This window comes from Acinetobacter sp. SM34 (assembly GCF_022012365.1).
In the GTDB taxonomy this organism is placed as follows: domain Bacteria; phylum Pseudomonadota; class Gammaproteobacteria; order Pseudomonadales; family Moraxellaceae; genus Acinetobacter.
Window position 1 is genome coordinate 49,945 of sequence record NZ_JAKLTP010000008.1, and the last position, 17,199, is coordinate 67,143.

Genomic DNA, 17,199 nt, shown 5'->3' on the forward strand with positions numbered 1-17,199 from the left:
ATCAATGTAGACCAATTTTTTTGCAATGTCGAACGCCGCACACAAGATGAGAATTGGAATCAAACCTTACTTGGTAATTATTCTCATTTGTTTGTATACTGTACGAAATATTTTAGGATTAGATGCGGTGCGATTATCTGATTTGAAAGTGAAACAAACGGCCATTATTAGCAAAGTGAATCGTACTTTGGATGGTGATACAGCTCAGACTGATCTGGTGGCGAGTCGTTTAGAAACTTTAGGTTTTGTACCGGGGACAAAAGTTCAGGTCATTACCAAAGGTATTTTTGGTGGCGATCCCATTCTGATTCAGGTGGGGTTTACCCGTTTCGCACTGCGTAAAGTTGAAGCTGAAAAAATTGAAATTGAAGAGGGGATCACTGCATGAGTGATGCGCTACGTATTGCCCTTGTAGGTAACCCTAACTGTGGTAAAACATCATTATTCAACCATTTGACCGGAACACGGCAAAAAGTGGGTAATTATGCGGGGGTCACGGTTGAACGAAAGGTTGGGCAGTTCAGCTTGCCTTCAGCGCGTGCGGTTCGTGTGCTGGATTTGCCCGGGACTTATAGTCTGAATGCGACCAGCCCGGATGAAGCCATTACCCGTGATGTGGTGCAGGGCAAAATTGCTGAAGAAGGTGATCAGGATGCTTTCCTGTGCGTGGTTGATGCCACCAACTTAAAACTGCATCTCGGTCTGGTTCTGGAAATGATCGAGCTGGGGCGTCCTATTTTGCTTGTGCTGAATATGATGGATGAAGCACGCCGCCGTGGCATGCAGATCAACACGCAAAAATTATCGCAGCGTTTAGGTATTCCTGTAGTGGAAACTGTGGCGGTGCGTAATGCAGGCATTGAAAACCTGATGGGCGCGCTAGATGCTGAAACATTTAGAACGCCCAACACTGAACTGAGCGATGTCAAGATTTCCGGTTCAAATCATGAAAAAATTGCCCAGATTCTAAAAGATGTGGTGGTTTTCGTTGACCATGAAGATAAGCGTTCTGATTTTCTGGATAAAATTTTCTTGCATCCGGTGTTTGGCTTAATCAGCCTGGCAGTGATGATGTTTATTATCTTCCAGGCGGTATTTGCTGGGGCTGCGCCATTTATGGATGGGATTGAAGCAGCCTTTGGATGGCTGGGAGAAACCGTGGGTGAGTATATTGCACATCCATTGCTGAATAGTCTGGTGGTGGACGGCATTATTGCCGGTGCGGGCGGTGTAGTGGTGTTCTTGCCACAGATTCTGATCCTGTTCTTCTTCATTTTGGTATTGGAAGAATCCGGCTATTTGCCACGTGCAGCTTTCTTGCTGGATAAATTGATGTTTAAGGCTGGTTTAAGTGGCCGTGCCTTTATTCCATTACTATCCAGTTTTGCCTGTGCTGTGCCGGGCATTATGGCAACCCGTAGTATCAGCGATCCGCGTGACCGTTTGACCACTATTTTAGTTGCACCATTGATGACCTGTTCTGCGCGTTTACCAGTCTATGCCTTGCTGATTTCTGCCTTTATTCCAGCAAAAATGGTGTGGGGCATGTTCAACCTGCAAGGTCTGGTGCTGTTCGCGCTGTATATGGCAGGTATTGTCAGTGCCCTGATTGTGGCGACTGTGCTGAAATTTTTCCAGAAAGACAAATCCCAACATGCCTTGTTGATGGAATTGCCAAGTTACCGTTTTCCGGATGTGAAAAGTGTCTGGATTGGCTTGCTTGACCGCGCCAAAATCTTCCTGAAACGGGTGGGTGGCATCATCTTCGCCTTGTCCATTTTACTGTGGTTCCTGTGTACTTTCCCGCAGGCGCCAGAAGGCGCAGTTGGGCCAGCAATTGACTATTCATTTGCCGGTATGCTGGGTCATGTGATGCAGCCGATTTTTGCGCCATTGGGTTTTAACTGGCAAATCTGTATTGCCCTGATTCCAGCCATGGCGGCTCGTGAAGTGGTGGTGGCAGCACTCGGTACCGTATATGCCTTGTCTGCAGCTGATGATGATGCGGTCGCGCAAGGCTTATCGACCTTAATCAGTAGCGGTGATTTGGCTTGGTCATTGGCAACCGGTTTATCTTTGCTGGTGTGGTTCATTTATGCGCCGCATTGCCTGGCGACGCTGGCAACGGTAAAGCGTGAAACAGGTTCATTCAAAACCGTAACCTTCATGACCATTTATCTGTTTGGACTGGCGTATCTCATGTCATTCCTGACTTATCAAATTGCTTCACATTACTTTGGATAATTTTACTTTGGATAATTTTGTCCAAAGCTAAACAAGTGAAAGGAGACTGAAATGATTGAAATTCTCATTGTGGCTGCTTTGGTCATTTGGAGTGCTGTGGTGGTGTTTAAGAAAGTTTTTCCGAAAGCCGCGTATTCAGTCTTCAGCTCACTTTCGAACGGCTGCCAAAAGCAGGGCTGGACAGTTCTGGCAAAATGGTTAAAACCTGAAATGGTCTCTGGCTGCGGTGGCAGTTGTGGCTGTTCGGCCTCGGACAGTCCTGCCAAGAAAAAACCTGAAGTCCAGGCAGTAAAGTGGAAATAAAATCTACTGCCGGGAAAAAAAATTGAAAACCGTCATTTATGACGGTTTTTTTACGCACTGACACAAAAAAGCCGAGATAAAGTCAAAACAGAAAAAGCATTCAAAACAGCAAAGTGCTAACATTTTGTCAGTTTTGAAAACGTACCAAAAAATGGGGCAAAAATGTTAATACAGCGTGGTGGATTAAAAGTCGTTGCAGGACTCGGAATTTCAGGTGTTGCAGCAGTAAACTTCTTACATGAAAATGGCTACCGCGTTGCAGTAACAGATTCTCGAAAGACACCACCCGGGCATGACCAGATTCCGGCAGCAGTGCAAACCAGTTTTGGTCAGCTCGATCAAGATCTATTATTACAAGCTGAAGAAATCGTGATTAGCCCAGGGCTTGATCCGAAGATTCCAGAAATTCAGGCTGCAATTGCCAAAGGCATTCCGGTGGTGAGTGAAATTCAGATTTTGCGCCGTGCAACCGATAAACCGATTGTGGCCATTACCGGCTCAAATGCCAAAAGTACCGTAACCACACTCATTGGCCTGATGGCAAAAGATGCCGGCAAAAAAGTGGCTGTGGGCGGTAATTTGGGTCGTCCGGCACTGGATTTAACCAGAGATGATCCTGAACTTTATATTTTGGAATTATCCAGCTTTCAGTTAGAAACGACATCCAATTTAAATGCTGAAGTGGCAGTCGTGCTGAATATGAGTGAAGATCATCTTGACCGTCATGGTGACATGTTTGGTTATCATACGGCAAAACACCGCATTTTCCAGGGTGTGAAAAAAGTGGTCTATAACCGTGATGATTCTTTGACCCGTCCACTGGTTCCAGATAACACACCAATGCAGAGCTTTGGTTTGAATGCACCTGATTTAAATCAATACGGTATTTTAAAAGAAGATAATGGCAGCATCTGGCTGGCCCGTGGCCGTGAACGTTTATTGAAAAGTTCAGACATGTACATTCAAGGTACGCATAACGTTGCCAATGCCTTGGCATGCCTAGCTTTGGGGGAGGCGATTGGCCTGCCTTTAGAGAGCATGCTTGAAACGCTGAAAACCTTTAAAGGTTTAGAGCACCGCTGTGAATTTGTCAAAGAAGTGCACGGGGTTCGTTATTATAATGACTCTAAAGGCACCAACATTGGCGCAACCTTGGCGGCTATTGATGGTCTGGGTGCAGCGATTGAGCCACAGGGTGGAAAAGTTGCTATTATTCTAGGTGGTCAAGGTAAAGGGCAGGACTTTAGCGCACTTCGTGAAGCTCTAACTAAATATGCCAAAGTTGCCGTGCTGATTGGTGAAGATCGACCCGTCATTGAAAGCGCAATTGAAGGTACAACCACCTTAATTCATGCCGAATCCTTAAAAGAAGCGGTAGAATTATGCCAGCAACATACTCAAGCCCATGATGTGGTGTTATTGTCACCTGCATGCGCAAGTTTTGATATGTTCAAAGGTTATAGTGAACGCGGACATCAATTTGTCGATTGTGTGAATGCACTGGCTTAAAAGAACGATAAGGAAAGTTGTATGGCTGGGTTAGCTCAGACGACCATAAATAAAATTAATCAGGTCTACAATGAGTGGGGACCGAAAATCCCCGCTGAAGTTACGCCGCGTAATGTACTGATTTTTTGTGTAATCACTTTGCTGTGTATTGGTTCAATCATGGTGGCATCGGCATCGATGCCCTATGCAGACCGGTTACATGAAAATGCATTTCACTATGTGATCCGACACGGCATTTCCATTTTTGTGGCCGCTGTTGCCGCGTTCTTGGCGTATAAGGTGTCATTGAATGTCTGGTTTAATAATACCTTTCCACTGTGGATTATGACCATTCTGCTGCTGGCAGTGGTATTGGTCGCCGGTTCCGAGGTCAATGGTTCCACCCGATGGATTCGTATTGCCGGATTTACCTTACAGGCTTCCGAAGTCGCCAAGGTGATGATGGCGATCTTCACCGCCGATTATGTGGTGCGGCGTGCCAAAGAGGTAAGAAGCAGCGCGTCCGGCCTGTACCGCTTAGTCGGCGTGATGATCATCACTGTAGGCTTAATCCTGCTGGAACCCGATTTGGGAGCGACTGCGGTTATTGTCCTGATGATTTTAGGCATTTTCTTTCTGGCTGGCGCACCGCCGATTCAGTTTATTTTCTTCCTGATCGCGATTGTATTCGCTTTGGCCGCTGCGATTATCTTTGAGCCTTACCGCCTGCAGCGCGCGCTGTCCTTTACCAATCCCTGGGCAGACCCTTTGGGAACCGGTTATCAGTTGTCTAATGCACTGATGGCCTTTGGTCGGGGTGAATGGATGGGGGTAGGACTGGGTCATAGTATCCAGAAAATGTCTTATCTGCCTGAAGCACATACTGACTTTATGTTGGCTATTTTAGGTGAAGAATTCGGCTTCTTCGGGATCAGTACGGTATTGATCTTGTCCTTTATGATGGTGGTGTGCTGTATCAAAATCGGACACCGTGCCTTGCAGCACCAATACTTGCGTGCAGGTTATCTGGCCTATGGCATCAGTATTATTTTCTTGCTGCAAATCCTGGTAAATGCCGGGATGAATATGGGCATGCTGCCGACCAAAGGTTTGACCTTGCCGTTTATTAGTTATGGGGGTTCATCTTTAATTATGTGTGCAGTGATGATCAGCCTGATTTTGAAGATTGATGCCACCACACAAAAGGCCAATCCAAGCAAAGAAGAATCCAGCTTCTAGCCCAAAGCTGGCAATCAATCTGGCTAAGCATGGTTCAGTACCGTGCTTGGCATTTCAGTTCCACAATGCAGACATTTCACAAATTCTCCTTTGGCTTTTGAAAGGGGAATCAGTGGAATAAAAAATAAAGAAAAATAATTGCATTGCTGTTTCAATTCATAAGCGCTGCGTGTTCTGCAGACTGGACAAAGAAACTGACTTTTCTCCACTACCTTGGTTTTAGGACCAATGCCAAATATAAAAAACATCTTCAGCCTGCCATTTTTGATATAGATTTTTTAGCTTAATCCTAATCTGGATTTTATAAATAGCTGCCTTGTAGCTCGGTTGTATGTGGAATTAATTCAATATTCCATTGAGCAATAGCCTGTTTCAGCATATTTTCTGGCGTGTCTAAATCAACTTCTGGCTGATGCAAAGCGCGAATGGCCTGCTGTAGTAATTCAGGGGCACGCTTGAGGTCAAGCGCTTGCGCCAGATTCTGTTTAGAGAGTTTTTGCCCCTGATCGTTCATCGCCAAAGGCAGGTGCATATATTCAAGTTTGCGATAACCCAGTAGCGAACCGAGCCAGATTTGCCGTTCGGTATTATCCAGCAGGTCGGCACCGCGAACCACATGGGTCATGCCTTGTAGATAATCATCCACGACGACTGCCAACTGGTAATTGATAATGCCATCACGACGCTTCAGCACAAAGTCACCGAGGTCTTGTTGCAGGTTGCAACAGTGAGATCCTTGTAAACGGTCAGTAAAGCAAATGGCCTGATCCGATACTTTCAGACGGATGGCTTGATGCTCAAAAGGCAGATTTAAATCTCGGCAGGTCCCGGCATAGATATGATTGGAACCGAGCATTTTACGGGTGCACTGGCAGGCATAGACCCAGCCTTGCTGATGCAGCTGCTCAATCACAGATTCATAAATATCGAGGCGGTCTTTTTGGAAAATGATCTCGGCATCAGGTGTGAACTGAAAAGCATCGATTGAGTGCAGGATATGTGCTTCGCTACCGGGGTAAATGCGGGGAATGTCGGTATCTTCAATCCGAACCAGCCATTGACCCTGATGGGCACGTGCATCGCAATAACTGGCCACAGCGGTAATGAGTGAGCCAAAATGCAAAGGGCCGGTTGGCGATGGCGCAAACCGACCCACGTAATTCTCTTCAGCTTTCCCTCCCTTTTTTAAAGGGAGGGTCAGGGAGGGATTACTTAACACAGTATTAACCGTTATTTTGCTTCTCTTTGATTTCTGCTAGCGTTTTGCAGTCAATACAAAGGGTTGCAGTTGGACGTGCTTCAAGACGACGCAGACCAATTTCAATACCACAAGTTTCACAGAAACCGTAATCATCGTTTTTAATCGCTTCGATGGATTGCTCAATCTTGCGAATCAGCTTACGTTCACGGTCACGAGTACGGAGTTCAATAGCAAACTCTTCTTCTTGTGTCGCACGGTCATTAACATCAGGCAAAGCTGTATTTTCGTCTTGCATGGTGTTTAAGGTGCGGTCTACTTCAGACATCAGTTCAGCTTTCCATGCCAGTAAAATCTGGCGGAAATGCTCAAGTTGTCCTTCAGACATGTATTCTTCATTTTTTTTAGGCTGATAAGGTGCAATACCAAATAAGCTAGCAGTAGAACCACTTTCTGACGCTTTTGGCTTCGTTTTACGCACGCGTTTGGTAGATTTCTCATCTACCACATCAGTTTGTTCGTCCAAGACTTGATTTTGGTTGTCATTCGCCATATAGGGCATTCCTCATCATATACGTATTATCTATACGCAAAAAATATGGTGATATGCAAGTGTTTTTATCCAACCCTAAGGAGATTTTCCTTCGAGGGTCGTCATCATATAGACTTTTTGTGCTTTTAGATAGTCTTTGATGCTTGGATTCTATCGACCATGCTTCCTTTAGAAGGCATAAAGTAATAGAAAAAAAACAAAATGAAAAGTTAATAACCTGAAATTTCACTATTAATTTGTTGTCGTGCTGTTAGAACCCGGTAAATTTGGGTTTCAAGTTCACCATTGGCTTTCAGATGCAGGACACGAAAACCTGGAGCTTCATTATCCAGGGCAAAATCTTCACTTAAGGGTTTGAACTGAACACAGGTGGATGGGGTAGAAAAAAACTGGATGTGCTGCCATTCATGCCACGAATCCTGATGCACATGACCAAAAATAACCGCTTTGACATTGCTGTGCTTGGCTAAAATATCAGTTAAATTTTCAGTGTTTTTCAGGATGTGCTGATCAATCCATTTTGATTGCATTTCAAAGGGATGATGATGACATGCTACGATCACGAATTGCTGTTGCAGTTTTGCTAAAAGCCTATCCAGTTGTTGCAGTTGCTCTTGTTCAATCCAGCCATCGGTCCGGTCTTGTACTGCACTGTTTAATAGCACAAAGCTCCATTTACCAAAATGAATGGCTTGCGCCTCGTCCTTATTTTGGTAGAAAGGGAAAAGATCCAGGTCGTCATGATTACCCGGAATCTGATAAAACGGGATTCCCAGCGCCTGCATAAAAGATAAGTAACGGCTATAGGTCTCTGCGACCGGGACTTGAGCCAAGTCACCGGTATGAATAATGGCATCGGTATTCGGATAGTGCTGCTGAATTTGCTTGATGATTGCATGAAAACTGTGCTCAGGATTCATATGCACAAATTCTAAATCTTCCTGATTCATGAGATGTGTGTCTGAAATCTGAATAATGGTCCAGTCTTGCTGGTCTTGATTATTGTTGGATAAAGTCATGTCTGACTCCTTAGACATTCCTTGTTGTTTTAATATGTTGTTGCAACCATTGCAAGGCCATAATGACCGGCGCATTTTTTAAGCGACCATTGCTCATTAAAGTAGCTATTTCCCTATAGTCAATAATGTGCAATTGAATATTTTCTCCTTCATCCGGCATGCCAAAAACTCCGCCTTGTTCAGGAAGATGTGCTTCAGCACTGTATAAATGGAACAGTTCGGAACAGGCACCTGCCGATGGATAAAAGCTGAATAAATGCTGTAACTGATCAATCTCACAGCCGGATTCCTCTAGACTTTCACGGCGTATACAGCTTTCCGCTGACTCATTGCCATCAAGTACTCCGGCAATTACTTCCAGTTGCCACGGAGAATCTGCATCATCCATCGCACCGACACGGAATTGTTCAATCAGGGCAAATTTTTGCTGCGCATCATTATAAATCAGCACACCCGCAGCTTCAGGCCGGTGAATCAGTTCACGTTGCATGACTGGGGTGAATTCGCGCTGGTTAAATAAACGATGGCTGAGATTTACTTTTTCAACCTGAATGAAGCCACGAAAAAGATATTCACGGGACTGAATTTTGACTTGGTCGCTGTTATATGTGGCTTGTCTAATAATATTCATATAGCTCAGTCAGGATGAAAAGCATACATTCATCCTAACTGAGAATTTCATGAAAATAAAAGATTTTTTTTTCAGAATTACAGCTTATGGTACAATTTTTGACCATGTTCATGATAGCTGGTTTTCATGGCACTCAAACCTGCTTCAATCTCTGTATCCTGTTCTTGACTTTGCTCCACATTGCTTTGATTTTTCGCATAATCCCTCACATTTTGGGTGATTTTCATGGAACAGAATTTAGGACCACACATGGAACAGAAATGCGCGGACTTATGTGCTTCCTTCGGCATGGTTTCATCATGCATGCTGCGTGCAGTATCAGGATCCAGACTCAAATTGAACTGATCTTCCCAACGGAATTCGAAACGCGCTTTGGATAAGGCATTATCACGTACTTGTGAACCTGGATGTCCCTTGGCCAAATCGGCTGCATGCGCGGCAATTTTATAGGTGATAATGCCGTCTTTGACATCTTTCTTGTTCGGCAAGCCTAAATGCTCTTTTGGTGTGACATAGCACAACATGGCGGTACCGTACCAGCCAATCATGGCAGCACCAATCGCTGAAGTAATATGGTCATAGCCCGGAGCAATGTCGGTGGTTAAAGGCCCCAGAGTATAAAAAGGTGCTTCCTTACAGACTTCTAGTTGCAGATCCATATTCTCTTTGACCATGTGCATCGGCACATGGCCCGGACCTTCAATCATCACCTGTACATCATGCTCCCAGGCACGATGGGTCAGCTCGCCCAAAGTACGCAGTTCACTAAATTGGGCTTCATCATTGGCATCCTGAATAGAGCCCGGACGCAAACCATCGCCCAAACTGAAGGACACGTCATAGGCTTTCATGATTTCGCAGATCTCATCGAAATGAGTATAGAGGAAATTCTCTTGATGATGTGCCAGACACCACTGCGCCATAATGGAACCGCCACGTGACACAATTCCGGTAAGTCGATTTGCGGTCAGCGGCACGTATCGTAAAAGTACGCCGGCATGAATGGTGAAGTAATCCACGCCTTGTTCTGCCTGTTCAATCAGGGTGTCTTTAAAGATTTCCCAGGTCAGGTCCTCGGCAACACCATCGACTTTTTCCAGCGCCTGATAGATTGGAACGGTACCAATTGGAACAGGGGAGTTACGGATAATCCATTCGCGGGTTTCATGAATATTCTTGCCGGTCGATAAATCCATGATGGTGTCTGCACCCCAGCGAGTCGCCCAGGTCATTTTCGCCACTTCTTCATCGATGCTGGAACCGAGTGCGGAGTTGCCGATATTGGCATTGATCTTGACCAGGAAATTACGTCCGATAATCATCGGCTCAATTTCAGGATGGTTAATATTGGCCGGAATAATGGCACGGCCTTCCGCTACTTCCTGACGCACAAATTCAGGGGTAATTTCAGTCAGATTTTTGGCCCCGAAGTTTTGACCTGCATGCTGGCGTGCATCCACACCTTCCTGCTGGCGCTGGTTTTCACGAATGGCGATATATTCCATTTCCGGGGTAATGATACCCTGACGTGCATAGTGCATCTGAGTGACATTTTTACCTGCTTTGGCACGACGCGGCTTTTGAATATGGGCAAAACGGATGTCCGCGGTGCGAATATCTTTCAGGCGTTCCTGTCCAAAAGCAGAGCTCAGGGTCTCTAAACGTTCAGTATCCTGACGTTCCTCAATCCATGTTTCACGAACATTGGGCAAACCTTTATTCAGGTCAATGGCAACGTTCGGGTCGGTATATACCCCTGAAGTGTCATAGACCATAATGGCAGGATTGTGTTCGCCACCCAGACCGGTGGGGGTTTCGGTCAATGCAATTTCACGCATGGGAACCTGAATGTCGCTACGTGAACCTTGAACATAGACTTTTTGGGAAGCGGGCAAAATTCGGGTGAGATCTTTAGCATCTTGCTCATGTTGAGCAGAAATATCAGTTGCAGAGAGATTCGTTAATTGGTGCATTGCGGTGATCCTTGTGAATGACATCAACGAATCAAGCACGACCAAAAACGTGGCTGCTTTATCCAGGTAAATTCATTGAAAGAATTAACATGGATAAATTGAGGGCTTAGGTTTTTTGATGGCTTGATTCCTACGCAGGTCTTAACCTGATCAGGTTCAACGGTACTCACCCTCAAATGCCATATCTGCATATAGAATTTAGGTGATCTCAGCAAGTTATTACTCGCGCTCCGTCAAGCTATGCGTCAATCTTAACATGCCGTACTAGTAAAAAACATTCACATAAAATATCGCTTTTCAGTGGTTTTATTGATCATGCATAGAAAACAAAGACTTAAAGACAGACTGCATCACTAAAACAGTCACGTGGATTGGAAAGACTAAGATTTGCCAAGCCCAGATACTGATCCAGCTGTTTAACAGCCAGTTGATTTTCAGTTTGGGACTGCTGTTCCTGCAGGCTGAGTTGAACAGGAATCTCTTTGAGGCGTTGCTGTTCAGATAATTGTAAAAAATGCAGAAATTTTGTGGCTTGAGTGGATAAATGCGAGTTTTTGACCTCTGCCAGTTTTTCAATTTCATCCAGCGAACTGCTTTGTACCGCATACTTGTCAATATAACTGTCCGAAACCGGAGAGTCTTTGGTGCCTTTAAATAAAAACAGGGTATACATCTGCAACAGATATTCGGCATCTTTACGATAGCTGCTTTTAGGATATTGATGTAAATAGTCTTCCCAAAATAAGGCCCGAGACGCAATCTCATGCGGTTCGACAATTAAGATATGCTCTGACAATACCGGCAGCATATTCTGTGTGGCTAGGTTTTCAATAAAGACCTGTTCGGCTGGTGGCATATAAGGGGCAAAAATTCGGGCTAAATATTCGGGACTGCGGCGATAATTGACCCGGCCCTTACCGCTATCAAACAGTTCAATATAAGCTTGTCCTTTATGTTTTAATAAGTATTGATCACGTAACGTCAGTTGTTCAAAAAGGTTTTGTTGAATGGTCGGATGCTGAGATAAATCAAAAGCATACTCTTCGAAAGCAGCTTGCTGAGCAGCTGTTCTATCCACGCTAAGGAAGTTGTTGTACATTTGATTGGACAGTTTTAATAAATGTTGTTGTTCTGCTAAGGTAGACAGCGGCAAGCATAACTTGAGATCCTGATTAATTTGTTCTAGGGCAAAAGTGGTGCGTTCTGCATTAATAGCCAGCATGTTTTTTTCAAGATTTTTGCATAATAACGATAAATCTACCGTTTCATCTTGTTGTGATTGTTTTTGTACCGGTTCTGGGATAGGTTGAGGCTCGGGTTTTTGGCACCCGAACAGAAGGATAAAAATAAAAAAGGGAAAGCATTGCTTAACAGAAAAATTTGTTTTTAAAGGCACAGTCATTCTATATCGGGGTACATGCGGCAATGATTTGTAGGGTGTCTGGATATTTTATAACTGAAAAAGTTTTTGTCTGTGTAGTATTGTGCAGGGTTTTGGTTACGCGCTGTGATCATTGACGAGTATGATGGAGATGGATCGAAATCGCATGTGCAGATTGTAAAAATTAATAAAAATCATACGGAAAGTTGAGAAGATCGTTTTAATATTACATAGCTTTTATTATAAATATGCGTGTCTATGGATGGTCGCTAGTCTAGTAGGGATTTACTATAAAAAAATGAATATTAAAGTAGTCATTGGTGCGTGTGCATTGCTGTTTAGCACATGGGGGCATGCTCTGGATTTGGTGGAAGCCTATCAACGGGCAAAAAACAGCGATCCAAATTGGCAAGCCAATCTTTTACAATATGAAGCAGATCAACTCAATTTAGGCATTGCCAAAGGGAATTTGCTGCCAACAGTCACTATTTCTGGAAATGTGGCACGTAAAAGTCAGCAGACCAGTGACAGCAGTATTCCAGGTTTTCCCTCAGATGCATTTGCAGCTTCATCTTCCACAACTCGACAAATTGCCATCACAGCACGCCAGCCGATCTTCCGTTGGGATGCCTGGGAAGGTTTAAAGCAGGTCAAGACTTCGGTCAGTTTGAGTGAAATCACTTTACAGTTACAGTGCCAAGAACATATTTTAAATGTCTCTGAAAGTTATTTTAATGTATTGCGTCAGCAGAGTTTAACTGTGGCCAATCTGCAAGAAGAAAAAACCCTGTTTGAACAGCTCAATGTCATGAATGCCAAATTAAAAGAAGGTCTGGTGGCAAAAAGCGATGTCAGTGAGGCCAATGCGCAATATCAAAGTGCCCGGGCTAACCGGATAGCCACGCATGTGCAATTGGTTTTGGCACAGGAACAGCTGGCCCAGTTAATTGGACCCTATCAAGAGAATCTGGCCGTACTCAGAGATGACTTTCAATTTCAGAAACCCTATCCTACGGATTTGGATGCCTGGACAGCTTTGGCACTGAGCCAGAATCTATCCGTTCAGCAGGCGCGTATACAACAGCATTATGCAGAAGACCAGAAACGGGTAGAAAAAGCGGCCTTATATCCTCAAATTGAGGCGGTCGGTACCTATGGTTATGCCAAACAATCACCGCAAAATGTGGTTTCCAGTGATGGCCAGTTTGATCAGGTTGGCGTAGAGATGAACTGGAAGGTCTATACTGGTGGAAGAACGCAAAAGTCCATTCAAAAAGCAGCGGTAAATGTGAAAAAAAGTGAATCTCAGCTGGATGCCATGATTCGCAAGGCCAATACTGATGTGAAAAAATCTTATATGCAGGTGGAAACCGATCAAGCCAAATTACAGGCACGAAAAGCGGCAATGGATTCTTCAGAAGTGGTTTCTCGGGCCTCACAAGCACAGTATCGGGAAGGCTTAAAAACCATGGTCGATGTGCTGTTAGCCCAACGTAATGCTTTTTCTGCCAAACAGGATTATTTAAATGCAAAATATGATTATTTAATTAATGTGCTGCGTTTAAAAGCATCGGTCGGTAAATTGACCGAAAAAGACCTGGAAGAAATGAATGCCTGGTTGATTGACAAGTCGTTCAAGCCAGCCAGCTAATCTTGCGGTTTTTGTCATGAAAGTTTCATATTAGATATGTTTTAATATTGAACAAGATCATTCATTTTAAAATCGCTGTTGTGGAGTATGCCCCTTGCCAAATAATCCGGTGTTAAATCACCATATTTCTTCGCAATTTAATGAAGATTTGCAAGATGTAAATACCAAGTTCATGACCATGGGGGGCTTAGTGGAACAGCAAGTGGCCAATGGTATTCATGCCTTGCTGGATACCGATGCCACTTTAGCGATGGATGTGCAGTTTCAGGATAATGTGGTCAATCGTCTGGAAACTGAAATTGATGAAGCCTTGACTCTGATTCTGGCACGCCGTCATCCTGCCGCGATTGATTTGCGTATGGTGATTGCCATGTCTAAAGCCAATACCGACCTGGAGCGTATTGGTGATGAGGCGGCTAAAATTGCCCGAATTGCCCAGAATTTATGTGAAGAGGGCAGTTCACCGCGCGGCTATATGGAAACCCGTCATATTGGCAATCAGGTGCGGGTCATGATTCATGATGCGCTGGATGCCTTTGCCCGCCTGGATGTCGATCAGGCTTTACGTGTTTTGCTAGCTGATGCCGACATTGACCGTGAATATCAGTCTGCGACCCGTACCTTAATGACTTACATGATTGAAGATCCGCGTCATATTTCACGGGTCATCAATGTCATGTGGGTACTGCGTTCTTTGGAGCGGATTGGTGACCATGCGCGCAATATTTCCGAACAGGTCATCTATATGGTCAAAGGTTTGGATGTACGCCATACCAGTGTGGAAGAGATTGAACAAAAAGTTCAACGTTAATTACTAAATTAATCACAATAAAAAGCCTGCGATTTGCAGGCTTTTTTGTTTCAAAAATTTCTTTATCAGTGGGTTGGCTTAATAGCCCCATTCATTTAAAAACTTCTATGACTAGAATGCATAAAAACAACAACTTGAAATAAGCAATACAAATTATCTCAAAAAAGTGTGACTTATTTATCAAAAAATATACAAAATGATATATTATTATACAAAATGCAGATTGTTTTTAACAAAAAAGTAAAGTTTGCTCTTGGCGAAATAATGATTTTCATGGGTTTATAAAAATCTATTTATGTAAATAAAGTCATGATCTGTTGCAACACTCCCAGACTTTACGAAAAATAATTCTGCACAAATTTTTATTACGTGAAATATTTAGAGAACATTCATGATCATTGATGACAGTAAAAGAGAAGTCTCTCAAATTTACTTTTCTGTGCATTTAAAGTTTATTGTCGCTCTCATCGGTGCCTGTTTCTGGACAGTATTTTCCATATGGATTGCCCAGAACTGGATGTATGATCTCAGCAGCTATATCGGTTATTTTTGGGCTGTTTTCCTGATTTATGGGATTGCCATTATTCCGGGATTTATGAATTCATTTGCGGCATTAAGCCTAATGATGGATAGAAGGCCTAAGCGCCAACCATTGCCTTCTTATCCTGGCATTACCATGCTGGTGGCTGCCTATAATGAAGCTGCCTCAATACGAGACACTTTGGTCAGTATCGGTCTGCAAAAATATCCAGGTCCCCTACAAGTCATTGTGATTAATGACGGTTCTCAGGATGAAACTGCAGATATTGTTCGAAAAGCACAAGCAAAATTTCCTTGGCTGACTTTACTGGATTTAAAACAAAATGCAGGTAAGGCGCACGCATTAAATGAAGGGCTGAAACTTGCTCAGCATGATTTGGTGATTACAGTCGATGCAGACTCTTATTTACATCGTGTTGCATTAATCAATATTGTGGAACGCTATGTAGCGGATCCACCCAACACACGTGCGGTTGCGGGTAAGATTCTGGTGCGTAACTCTCGTACCAATTTGCTGACCAAAACTCAGGAATGGGACTATTTTCTGGGGATTTCAGCGACCAAACGTATGCAGTCCCTATATCAGGGAACCTTGGTGGCCCAAGGTGCTTTCTCTATTTATGACCGCAATGCCTTGATTGAGGTAGGTGGATGGCCTGAATGCGTTGGTGAAGATATTGTACTCACCTGGGCATTGTTGAAAGCAGGCTATCGTGTGGGACATTGTGAGGATGCTTGTCTGTTTACCAATGCACCCACAACGCTTAAAGTGTTTGTTAAACAGCGTCAGCGTTGGGCACGCGGTATGATCGAAGCATTTATCAAACATCCCACTATTTTAATTAAACCAAGATTATCCACGTTTTTTATTTACTGGAACCTGGTTTTCCCTTGGTTAGACATCGCATTCACCTTTGGCTTTATACCAGGAATCATTCTGGCATGTTTTGGACACTACTGGATTGTCGGTATTATGACCCTGGCATTGTTACCTATGGCATTTTTGCTCGGTCTATTAAATTACTCGATTGAACGTAGAATGTTTGATGATCTGGAACTTAAAGTACGAAAAAACTTCAGCGGCTTTTTATTGTATGTTCTTGCGTACAGTTTCTTATTACAGCCTGCCAGTATTTTAGGGTACTTGGATGAATTATTGAGAACACGAAAAACATGGGGAACAAAATGAAAAACAAGAAAACCAGTATGTATGTTGTTGTTCCTTTGCTCATCGGCATGAGTACCAGCAGTTTGGCAAATGCATTACCGGATGATCAAGTTCAAAATGAACGTGCAGCTGGAACGGAATTCTTTTTTAGTGATGATAGCGAAGGCTTCCAAACCCGTAAGTTATCGGCAGAATTTTTGCCTCAATATGAAAATGCTGATCATTACTTAGGGGTACGTGCCAGTGCTTATCAGTATAAAGCTGAAGATTGGCGTCGAGATGGTCAAAAAATTTCATTTATTGGACGCGAGATTGATTCTGCTACAGCGAATGGTTGGTTTGTAGATGCAGGCATTTTCACGCAAGATGATCATAGCTTATTTACCTTTGATGGCAGTTATCGAACTGCATTAGCCAAAAAGACAGCTATAGAGCTGTTTGCCAATCGGGATTGGGTAGAAACCAAACCTGCACTGGATGCAGGAACGAATTTTACCTTTGTTGGTGCGGCAGTGGATCAGGGCTTAGGTGAGCATGTCACCGTGGTAGGGCTCGCAGGATCACAATTTTTTTCAGATGATAATCGCCGTGACCATGGACGCATTAAAGTGATCTACCAGCCTTCACTAGACTTGGGGCTTACCCTTCAGGCTCGATACAGAACTTATCAAAGTAGCAAAGCTGATGTGGCCGGTTATTATTTTAATCCTCATGACTATGAAGAGGGGATGTTGGCCATGGGTTGGCGTCAGCGTTTTGCGGGCTGGACCACCGGTTTAACCGCAGGCTTTGGGCGTGAAACAATTAACGATGATCCGAGTCAAGGAACTCGACTGTTTGAACTGAATGTGCAAAGTCCCGTTCACGGATCGCAATTTATTCGTATGAATGCTGGCTATAATCGTAGCGCGTCCTACTCTGGTCCAGATTACAATTATCGCTATATCAGGGGTGAATGGATTATCAGTTTTTAATCTATGCCCAATATGTGAAGGTCATC

Annotated in this window: 16 protein-coding genes and 1 riboswitch; of the genes, 9 read left to right on the top strand and 7 right to left on the bottom strand. The window is 43.8% G+C overall.

Annotation, left to right across the window (positions count from 1 at the left end):
• Positions 1 to 127 precede the first annotated feature (127 nt).
• The 5 genes from LZZ98_RS08445 to ftsW all read left to right on the top strand — a co-directional run bounded on the left by LZZ98_RS08445 (position 128) and on the right by ftsW (position 5,274).
• On the top strand, positions 128 to 388 hold the full coding sequence (locus LZZ98_RS08445; RefSeq protein ID WP_086174140.1) for a FeoA family protein: 261 nt from the start codon (positions 128 to 130) through the stop codon (positions 386 to 388).
• Positions 385 to 2,244 (top strand): ferrous iron transport protein B, encoded by a 1,860-nt coding sequence (feoB, locus tag LZZ98_RS08450; RefSeq protein ID WP_237787466.1) that lies wholly within the window; start codon positions 385 to 387, stop codon positions 2,242 to 2,244. Before LZZ98_RS08445 ends, feoB begins: the two co-directional genes overlap by 4 nt.
• A 51-nt stretch (positions 2,245 to 2,295) precedes the next feature.
• Positions 2,296 to 2,547 carry a DUF6587 family protein gene (locus LZZ98_RS08455; RefSeq protein ID WP_237787467.1) on the top strand — a complete coding sequence of 84 codons (252 nt, stop codon included), beginning with the start codon at positions 2,296 to 2,298 and terminating at the stop codon, positions 2,545 to 2,547.
• A gap of 162 nt (positions 2,548 to 2,709) precedes the next feature.
• Positions 2,710 to 4,056, top strand: a complete 1,347-nt coding sequence (murD, locus tag LZZ98_RS08460) for a UDP-N-acetylmuramoyl-L-alanine--D-glutamate ligase (RefSeq protein WP_086174137.1) — start codon at positions 2,710 to 2,712, stop codon at positions 4,054 to 4,056.
• Positions 4,057 to 4,077: 21 nt separating this feature from the next.
• The gene (ftsW, locus tag LZZ98_RS08465) at positions 4,078 to 5,274 is read left to right on the top strand and encodes a putative lipid II flippase FtsW (protein WP_237787468.1); all 1,197 of its coding nucleotides are present in this window, start codon (positions 4,078 to 4,080) and stop codon (positions 5,272 to 5,274) included.
• Positions 5,275 to 5,297: 23 nt separating this feature from the next.
• On the opposite strand, the gene LZZ98_RS08470 is transcribed toward ftsW, so the two are convergent.
• The 7 genes from LZZ98_RS08470 to LZZ98_RS08500 all read right to left on the bottom strand — a co-directional run bounded on the left by LZZ98_RS08470 (position 5,298) and on the right by LZZ98_RS08500 (position 12,050).
• Positions 5,298 to 5,522 carry a zinc-ribbon domain-containing protein gene (locus LZZ98_RS08470; protein ID WP_237787469.1) on the bottom strand — a complete coding sequence of 75 codons (225 nt, stop codon included), beginning with the start codon at positions 5,520 to 5,522 and terminating at the stop codon, positions 5,298 to 5,300.
• Positions 5,523 to 5,575: 53 nt separating this feature from the next.
• Positions 5,576 to 6,493, bottom strand: a complete 918-nt coding sequence (gene gluQRS / locus LZZ98_RS08475) for a tRNA glutamyl-Q(34) synthetase GluQRS (RefSeq protein WP_442862701.1) — start codon at positions 6,491 to 6,493, stop codon at positions 5,576 to 5,578.
• Positions 6,494 to 6,497: 4 nt separating this feature from the next.
• Complete coding sequence (gene dksA, locus LZZ98_RS08480; RefSeq protein ID WP_086174133.1) at positions 6,498 to 7,025, bottom strand: RNA polymerase-binding protein DksA; 528 nt, start codon at positions 7,023 to 7,025, stop codon at positions 6,498 to 6,500.
• 209 nt (positions 7,026 to 7,234) lie between these two features.
• Positions 7,235 to 8,044 (bottom strand): 3',5'-cyclic-AMP phosphodiesterase, encoded by an 810-nt coding sequence (cpdA, locus tag LZZ98_RS08485; RefSeq protein ID WP_237787470.1) that lies wholly within the window; start codon positions 8,042 to 8,044, stop codon positions 7,235 to 7,237.
• Positions 8,045 to 8,054: 10 nt separating this feature from the next.
• Entirely contained in the window at positions 8,055 to 8,675 is a 621-nt protein-coding gene (locus LZZ98_RS08490) for an NUDIX domain-containing protein (RefSeq protein ID WP_237787471.1), read from the bottom strand.
• A 77-nt stretch (positions 8,676 to 8,752) separates the two neighbouring features.
• Positions 8,753 to 10,648 (bottom strand): phosphomethylpyrimidine synthase ThiC, encoded by a 1,896-nt coding sequence (gene thiC / locus LZZ98_RS08495; RefSeq protein WP_237787472.1) that lies wholly within the window; start codon positions 10,646 to 10,648, stop codon positions 8,753 to 8,755.
• Positions 10,649 to 10,758: 110 nt separating this feature from the next.
• A riboswitch (TPP riboswitch) is annotated at positions 10,759 to 10,891 on the bottom strand.
• Between the two features lie 91 nt (positions 10,892 to 10,982).
• On the bottom strand, positions 10,983 to 12,050 hold the full coding sequence (locus tag LZZ98_RS08500) for a hypothetical protein (RefSeq protein WP_442862702.1): 1,068 nt from the start codon (positions 12,048 to 12,050) through the stop codon (positions 10,983 to 10,985).
• A gap of 277 nt (positions 12,051 to 12,327) precedes the next feature.
• On the opposite strand from LZZ98_RS08500, the gene LZZ98_RS08505 reads away from it, so the two are divergent.
• The 4 genes from LZZ98_RS08505 to LZZ98_RS08520 all read left to right on the top strand — a co-directional run bounded on the left by LZZ98_RS08505 (position 12,328) and on the right by LZZ98_RS08520 (position 17,173).
• The gene (locus LZZ98_RS08505) at positions 12,328 to 13,680 is read left to right on the top strand and encodes a TolC family outer membrane protein (RefSeq protein ID WP_237787474.1); all 1,353 of its coding nucleotides are present in this window, start codon (positions 12,328 to 12,330) and stop codon (positions 13,678 to 13,680) included.
• A 94-nt stretch (positions 13,681 to 13,774) separates the two neighbouring features.
• Positions 13,775 to 14,491: a phosphate signaling complex protein PhoU gene (phoU, locus tag LZZ98_RS08510; RefSeq protein ID WP_237787475.1), complete on the top strand. Its 717-nt coding sequence runs from the start codon at positions 13,775 to 13,777 to the stop codon at positions 14,489 to 14,491.
• A 391-nt stretch (positions 14,492 to 14,882) separates the two neighbouring features.
• Positions 14,883 to 16,220 carry a glycosyltransferase gene (locus LZZ98_RS08515; RefSeq protein WP_237787476.1) on the top strand — a complete coding sequence of 446 codons (1,338 nt, stop codon included), beginning with the start codon at positions 14,883 to 14,885 and terminating at the stop codon, positions 16,218 to 16,220.
• Positions 16,217 to 17,173: a hypothetical protein gene (locus tag LZZ98_RS08520; RefSeq protein WP_237787477.1), complete on the top strand. Its 957-nt coding sequence runs from the start codon at positions 16,217 to 16,219 to the stop codon at positions 17,171 to 17,173. The genes LZZ98_RS08515 and LZZ98_RS08520 overlap by 4 nt, the downstream gene beginning before the upstream one ends.
• The last annotated feature ends 26 nt before the right edge of the window (positions 17,174 to 17,199 follow it).

Excerpts from the sequence above, each read along its gene's own strand:
- feoB (WP_237787466.1), top strand. The coding sequence starts at position 385 with ATGAGTGATGCGCTACGTATTGCCCTTGTAGGTAACCCTAACTGTGGT.
- LZZ98_RS08455 (WP_237787467.1), top strand. The coding sequence starts at position 2,296 with ATGATTGAAATTCTCATTGTGGCTGCTTTGGTCATTTGGAGTGCTGTG.
- murD (WP_086174137.1), top strand. The coding sequence starts at position 2,710 with ATGTTAATACAGCGTGGTGGATTAAAAGTCGTTGCAGGACTCGGAATT.
- ftsW (WP_237787468.1), top strand. The coding sequence starts at position 4,078 with ATGGCTGGGTTAGCTCAGACGACCATAAATAAAATTAATCAGGTCTAC.
- LZZ98_RS08470 (WP_237787469.1), bottom strand. The coding sequence starts at position 5,522 with ATGTTTTTTATATTTGGCATTGGTCCTAAAACCAAGGTAGTGGAGAAA.
- dksA (WP_086174133.1), bottom strand. The coding sequence starts at position 7,025 with ATGGCGAATGACAACCAAAATCAAGTCTTGGACGAACAAACTGATGTG.
- cpdA (WP_237787470.1), bottom strand. The coding sequence starts at position 8,044 with ATGACTTTATCCAACAATAATCAAGACCAGCAAGACTGGACCATTATT.
- LZZ98_RS08490 (WP_237787471.1), bottom strand. The coding sequence starts at position 8,675 with ATGAATATTATTAGACAAGCCACATATAACAGCGACCAAGTCAAAATT.
- thiC (WP_237787472.1), bottom strand. The coding sequence starts at position 10,648 with ATGCACCAATTAACGAATCTCTCTGCAACTGATATTTCTGCTCAACAT.
- LZZ98_RS08500 (WP_442862702.1), bottom strand. The coding sequence starts at position 12,050 with ATGACTGTGCCTTTAAAAACAAATTTTTCTGTTAAGCAATGCTTTCCC.
- LZZ98_RS08505 (WP_237787474.1), top strand. The coding sequence starts at position 12,328 with ATGAATATTAAAGTAGTCATTGGTGCGTGTGCATTGCTGTTTAGCACA.
- LZZ98_RS08515 (WP_237787476.1), top strand. The coding sequence starts at position 14,883 with ATGATCATTGATGACAGTAAAAGAGAAGTCTCTCAAATTTACTTTTCT.
- LZZ98_RS08520 (WP_237787477.1), top strand. The coding sequence starts at position 16,217 with ATGAAAAACAAGAAAACCAGTATGTATGTTGTTGTTCCTTTGCTCATC.